Origin of the sequence: Aromatoleum toluvorans (genome assembly GCF_012910905.1) — a bacterium.
In the GTDB taxonomy this organism is placed as follows: Bacteria; Pseudomonadota; Gammaproteobacteria; order Burkholderiales; family Rhodocyclaceae; genus Aromatoleum; species Aromatoleum toluvorans.
On record NZ_WTVN01000070.1, the window covers coordinates 1 to 6,613 of the forward strand.

The 6,613-nt window shown below is 69.6% G+C and carries 4 protein-coding genes; 2 read left to right on the forward strand and 2 right to left on the reverse strand.

Annotated elements, in window-relative coordinates; translation table 11 throughout:
- Together tilS and GPA22_RS22095 are read right to left on the reverse strand one after the other, a co-directional pair.
- On the reverse strand, positions 1 to 962 hold a 962-nt coding region (gene tilS / locus GPA22_RS22090; protein WP_169258227.1), incomplete at its 3' end, for a tRNA lysidine(34) synthetase TilS.
- Between the two features lie 28 nt (positions 963 to 990).
- Complete coding sequence (locus GPA22_RS22095) at positions 991 to 1,959, reverse strand: acetyl-CoA carboxylase carboxyltransferase subunit alpha (RefSeq protein ID WP_169258228.1); 969 nt, start codon at positions 1,957 to 1,959, stop codon at positions 991 to 993.
- 448 nt (positions 1,960 to 2,407) lie between these two features.
- On the opposite strand from GPA22_RS22095, the gene GPA22_RS22100 reads away from it, so the two are divergent.
- Both GPA22_RS22100 and GPA22_RS22105 read left to right on the forward strand, forming a co-directional pair.
- Positions 2,408 to 3,742, forward strand: a complete 1,335-nt coding sequence (locus GPA22_RS22100; protein ID WP_169258229.1) for a hemolysin family protein — start codon at positions 2,408 to 2,410, stop codon at positions 3,740 to 3,742.
- Positions 3,743 to 3,772: 30 nt separating this feature from the next.
- Positions 3,773 to 6,460 (forward strand): cation-translocating P-type ATPase, encoded by a 2,688-nt coding sequence (locus tag GPA22_RS22105; RefSeq protein WP_246264638.1) that lies wholly within the window; start codon positions 3,773 to 3,775, stop codon positions 6,458 to 6,460.
- The last annotated feature ends 153 nt before the right edge of the window (positions 6,461 to 6,613 follow it).

Below are 6,613 nucleotides of genomic sequence, written 5' to 3' on the forward strand. Positions count from 1 at the left end.
CCCCAGGGCAGCTCCCGCTCCCCCCGCCACGCCACCGGCGACAGCCCGGGTCCGCCGGACTCCGCCTCCAGCCAGACGCTGCCGCGATAGACGCAGCACGCGGCCGCCCCCAGCGGCAGCCGGTGCGCATCCTCGACCGCCTCGCGCAGCTGGCGCACCACCTCGACCAGCCGTGCCCGCGCCGGGGCCTGCAGTCCCATCGCCCGCAGCTGCCAGCGCAGCAGGTTGCGCACCCGCTCGTCCGGGAGGCGCAGCAGCGCGGCGCAATCGAGCCTCTTCCCGCCGCAGGCGCGCTCGTCGATGCGGGCAAGGTCCTCCAGCAGCCCTTCCGCCTCGCGGAACTGACCACTCGCGCGTGCGAGCGCCGGCACGGCACCGGGAAAGTGCTGCTCCAGCAGCGGCATGACGCGATGGCGCAGGAGGTTGCGCGCATAGCGCAGGTCCGCGTTGCTCTCGTCCTCGACCCACGCCAGCCCATGCTCGCGCGCGTAGGCGACGATGTCGGCGCGCCGCACGCCCAGCAGCGGGCGCAGCCGTCCCGGCTCGACCGCCGCCATCGCCGCCGCACCGCGCACCCCGGCCCCGCGCAGCAGCCGGAACATCAGCGTCTCCGCCTGATCGTCCTGATGGTGGCCGAAGGCGAGCCAGTCGCAGGGCACGCGCGCCAGCGCCGCGAGGCGCACGGTGCGCGCAGCGGCTTCGATACCGGCGGGATCATCGCGATCGACCCGTTCGCGAAAGGCGTGGAAGGTGACGCCGAGGGAATCGCAGGAGGCGCGGCAGGCTTCCAGCCACGCATTCGCGTTGCGGCTCAGGCCGTGATGGACATGTGCCGCGGCCAGGGAAAACCCGCCGGGCGCACGCAGCCGGGCCAGGATATGCAGCAGCACGGTCGAATCGACCCCGCCGCTCAGCGCCACGCACACGGTCTGGCCGGGCGCGACGCGGGCCGTCGCCAGCACGGTGGCGACGGCCTCCTCGAGCCGCCGTTCAGGCGGCGTTCTGTTCCTTGAAACGGCCATAACCCATCAGACGCTCCAGACGCTTCTCGACGAGTTCGGCCGGCGACAGGTCGGAGACCTGGCGCAGCGCATCCTGCAATGCACGCTTGAGCGACTGCGACATGACGCGATGGTCCCGGTGCGCCCCGCCCACCGGTTCGCTGACGACGCGATCGACCAGGCCGAGCGACTTCAGGCGCGCGGCCGTGATGCCCATCGTCTCGGCCGCCTCGGAGGCCTTCTCCGCGCTCTTCCACAGGATGGACGCGCAGCCCTCCGGCGAAATCACCGAATACGTCGAGTACTGCAGCATCAGCAGCTGGTCGCCCACCGCGATCGCCAGCGCGCCGCCCGAACCGCCTTCACCGATCACCGTCGCGATGATCGGCACCTTCAGCTCCGCCATCACGTACAGGTTGCGGCCGATCGCCTCGGACTGTCCGCGCTCCTCGGCACCGATGCCGGGATAGGCGCCCGGCGTGTCGACGAAGGTGAACACCGGCAGCCCGAACTTTTCCGCCGTGCGCATCAGGCGCAGCGCCTTGCGATAGCCTTCCGGGCGCGGCATGCCGAAGTTGCGCAGGATCTTTTCCTTCGTATCGCGCCCCTTCTGGTGCCCGATCACGACGCAGCTCTGGCCGTTGAAGCGCGCCAGGCCACCGATGATCGCCTTGTCGTCGGCATATGCGCGGTCGCCGTGCAGCTCCTGGAAATCGGTGAAGATGTGGCGCACGTAATCGAGCGTATAGGGACGCTGCGGATGGCGCGCCACCTGGGCGATCTGCCAGGGGGAGAGCTTGGCGTACAGATCCTTCGTCAGCGATTCGCTCTTGGCTTCGAGGCGCGAAATTTCCTCCGAGATATCCACCGCCGAGTCGTCCTGCACGAATCGCAGCTTCTCGATCTTCTCTTCGAGATCGGCAATCGGCTGTTCGAAATCCAGAAAGGTGGTCTTCATCCGCCCCGTTCCCAATGACCAAAACGCGCCATTGTAACCTTTCATGCGCCATCGTCGCAGTGCGGGCATCACCAGCATGCGTGACAGCGGCACCGCCGCTGATGCATCATTCGCCTGTTCAGCACACAAGGAAGGAGTAGCGGGGCTGCACGAACTCCGCGCTATGGGTAGTCGAAATTCGCATCATCCGCGCCGCAGGCCCCGCCAGGCGAGCCATCCGGGCCCACGCGCCCGCGCCTCGCTGGGCCGATGTTGCCCGGCGCGCTCCGACACCCGACGTCCCCGGGCACGCTGCGTGCCTGCCTGCAGTGCCGGCGCCCGGCATCCTGCCTCCGCGACCGCCCGGTCGCTCCCCGCTGCATCCACGCCACGACTCATGGCGTTCCGCGCACGCCCGCTGCGCGCGCCGGCACGCACCGCGTGCCCCTTCCCTGCATAGCCAGCGAAAATGGAAATCATCATTCTCGTCGCCCTGATCCTGCTCAACGGGGTCTTCGCCATGTCCGAGATCGCGCTCGTCACGGCACGCCGCGCACGCCTGACGCGCCTCGCCGAGGACGGTGACGCGGCCGCGGCGGTCGCGATCAAGCTGGGCGAGGAGCCCACGCGCTTCCTGTCGACGATCCAGATCGGCATCACCTCGATCGGCATCCTCAACGGCATCGTCGGCGAGGCCGCGCTCGCCGCACCGCTCGCCCGCTGGCTGGAGGAGCTCGGACTCGCCCAGCGTCCGAGCGAAATCGGCTCCACCGTGCTGGTCGTCGTGGTGATCACCTACGTCTCCATCGTCGTCGGCGAACTCGTCCCGAAGCGCGTCGGGCAGATCAACCCCGAAGGCATCGCGCGCCTCGTCGCCCGGCCGATGAACGCACTCGCGGTCGCCTCGCGCCCCTTCGTGCGCCTGCTCAGCTGGTCGACGGCACTGCTCCTCACGCTGCTGGGCAAGCGCGACGAGGCCGCACCGGCCGTCACCGAAGAAGAGATCCACGCCCTGCTCGAGGAAGGTTCGGAGGCCGGCGTCATCGAGAAGAACGAGCACGAGATGGTGCGCAACGTCTTCCGCCTCGACGAACGCCAGATCGCCTCGCTGATGGTGCCGCGCGCCGACGTCGTGTGGCTCGACATCAACCTGCCGCTCGACGACAACCTCGCACGCATGGCCGAATCCGAGCACTCGCGCTTCCCGGTGTGCCGCGGCGGCCTCGACGACATCCTCGGCATCATCTCGTCGAAACAGCTCTTCAACCAGACCCTCAAGGGCGGCACGCCCGACCTCACGAAGCAGCTCGAACCCGCGATCTACGTGCCCGAGTCACTCACCGGCATGGAACTCCTCGACCAGTTCCGCGCGTCGAGTACCCACATGGTGTTCGTGATCGACGAGTACGGCGAGATCCAGGGCGTGGTCACGCTGCAGGACGTGCTCGAGGCCGTCACCGGCGAGTTCCGCCCGGCCAGCCTCGACGAGGCGTGGGCGGTGCAGCGCGAGGACGGCTCGTGGCTGCTCGACGGCATGATCCCGATCCCCGAACTCAAGGACCGCCTCGAGATCAAGGCCGTCCCCGAGGAGGACAAGGGTCGCTACCACACGCTCAGCGGCATGGTGATGTGGCTGCTCGGCCGCATCCCCCACACCGGCGACGTGACGACGTGGGAGGAGTGGCGGCTGGAAGTCGTCGACCTCGACGGCAAGCGCATCGACAAGGTGCTCGCGACGCGCCTGGTCGAGATCTCCGCCGAGCAGGAATCCCCCTCCCCGTCAGGCACGCAGCCGACCGAATAACGGCGGCGCGCGGGACATCGCGGCGCCGCCATGCCCGAGGACGACCCGGCGATGAGCACCGACACCCGGTGGCACACCCTCAGCGCGGCCACGGCGGCCGCCGCGCTCGAAGTCGATCCCGGGCACGGGCTCGCCAGCGCCGACGCGGCCGACCGCCTCGCCCGCTGCGGCGAGAACCGCCTCGCGGAAGCCGCTCCCCGCCCCGCCTGGCTCAAGTTCCTCGACCAGTTCCGCAACTTCCTCGTCATCGTCCTGATCTTCGCGGCGGCGCTGGCGTGGGCCATCGGCGAACTCAAGGACGCGCTGGTGATCCTGGTCGTGGTCCTGCTCAATGCGAGCCTGGGCTTCTGGCAGGAACACCGCGCCGAACGCACGCTCGCGGCCCTCAAGGACATGCTCGCCGCGCACGCGCGCGTCCGCCGGGACGGTCAACCATGTGAAGTCGACGCCGCCACGCTGGTCCCGGGCGATGTCGTCCTCCTCGAAGCGGGCGACCGCGTGCCCGCCGACGGCCGCCTCCTCGCCGCGCACAACCTCGAGGTCGATGAATCCGCCCTCACCGGCGAGTCCCAGGCCGCCGGCAAGATCACCGACACCCTCGATGTCCCCGATCTCTCGCTGGGCGACCGCACGAACCTGCTGTTCATGAACACGGTGCTGACCCGCGGACGCGCCGAACTGCTGGTCACCGCCACCGGCATGGCGACCGAGATGGGCGGACTCGCCGGCATGATCGCCACCGCCGAGAGCGGCGAAACCCCGTTGCAGCGCCAGCTCGACGTCCTGGGCAAGCGCCTCGCGATGATCGCGGGCGCCGTCGTCGCCGTGATCTTCGCGCTCGACGCCTCGCGCGGCCTGCCTTGGGTGCAGGCGACGATGACGGCGGTCGCGCTCGCCGTCGCGGCGATCCCCGAAGGGCTGCCGGCGGTCGTCACCGTGACCCTCGCGATCGGCATGTGGCGCATGGCCCAGAACGGCGCGATCCTCAAGAAGCTCGCCGCCGTCGAAACCCTCGGGTGCACCACGGTGATCTGCTCGGACAAGACCGGCACGCTGACCCTCAACCAGATGACCGCGCGCGGCGGCTGGTTTGCGGGCTGCCGCTTCGCGGTGGACGGCGAGGGCTATCATCCGCACGGCCGGATCTGCGGCGACGGCCTCGCGGACCTGCGTCCGCTGCTGCTGCCGATGGCGCTGTGCTCGGACTCGAGCGTGCGCGACGCAACCCTCGTCGGCGATCCGACCGAAGGCGCACTGTGGGTGCTCGCGCAGAAAGGGGGCATCGATCCGCCCTCCGAACGGGAACGCATCCCGCGTATTGCCGAGATCCCGTTCGACTCAGCGCACAAGTTCATGGCGACGTTCCACCACCACGGCGACTGGGTGGAAATGTTCGTCAAGGGCGCCCCCGACGTGCTGCTCGCCCGTTCGGCGCAATGGATCGCCCGCGACGGCGAGCGCCCGCTCGACGATGCCGTCCGCGCCGCGGTCGCTGCGGAAAACGAGCATCTCGCCAACCAGGCCCTGCGCGTGCTCGCCGTCGCCCGGCGGCGGATTCCCGCGGGCGATTTCGATCCCGCCGGCGACCTGTGGGCGTGGTCCCGCGACTGGACCTTCGTCGGCATCGCCGGCCTTATGGACCCACCCCGTGCGGAAGCCGGCGCCGCGATCCGGCGCTGCCGCCAGGCGGGCATCCGCGTCAAGATGATCACCGGCGATCACAAGGCCACCGCCGCCGCGATCGGGCGCGAACTGGGGCTGGAGGGCGAGGTCGCGAGCGGCGCCGAACTCGATGCGATGGACGATGCGACGCTCGCCCGCCGCATCGACTCGATCGCCGTGTTCGCGCGCGTCTCGCCCACGCACAAGGTCCGCATCGTGAAGGCGCTCAAGGCCAAGGGGCACGTCGTCGCGATGACCGGCGACGGCGTGAACGACGCCCCCGCGCTCAAGGCGGCCGACATCGGCGTCGCAATGGGCATCACCGGTACCGCGGTGACGCGCGAGGCCGCGACGATGGTGCTCACCGACGACAACTTCGCGACCATCGTGCGCGCCGTCGAGGAAGGGCGCGTCATCTTCGACAACATCGTCAAGTTCGTGCGCTTCCAGCTGTCGACCAACATCGGCGCCATCCTCACCGTGCTCGCCGCGACGCTCGCCGGCCTGCCCTCGCCGTTCACGGCGATCCAGCTCCTGTGGATCAACATCATCATGGACGGCCCGCCGGCCATGACGCTCGGCCTCGAGCCGCCCCGCCCCGGCATCATGCACGCGCCGCCGCGCCCACGGCACGCCCACATCCTCACCCTGCGCCGGCTCGTCTGCCTCGCCCTGTACGGCGCAACGATGATGGTCGGCACCCTGTGGCTGTTTCACTCCGCGCTCGACGCGCGCGGCAGGGAATACGCGCTCACGCTCGCCTTCACGACCTTCGTGCTGTTCCAGTTCTTCAACGTGTTCAACGCCCGCCGCGAACACGGCAGCGCCTTCAACCGCCAATTCCTGCGCAACGGCCGGCTGTGGCTCGCACTCGGCGGGGTCCTCGCCCTGCAGGTCATCGTCGTCAACTGGCCGCCGGCGCAACAGATCTTCGGCACCACCGCACTCGCCGCGGAGGACTGGCTGCGCTCCGCCCTCGTCGCTTCCAGCGTGCTGCTGCTCGACGAAGCACGCAAACTCCTGCTGCGCCTCAAGGAACGGACGCGCCCCGCATAGCCGGGAAAGCCCCGCCCGGAGCGGCCATCGAGTAGGGGACGGGGTCACCCCCGTCGCCCTCTCACACCACCGTACATGCGGTTCCGCATACGGCGGTTCATGAAAGACACTGGAGTCGTCGCGTCGTATCGAGCAGCGACACCAGACCCATAC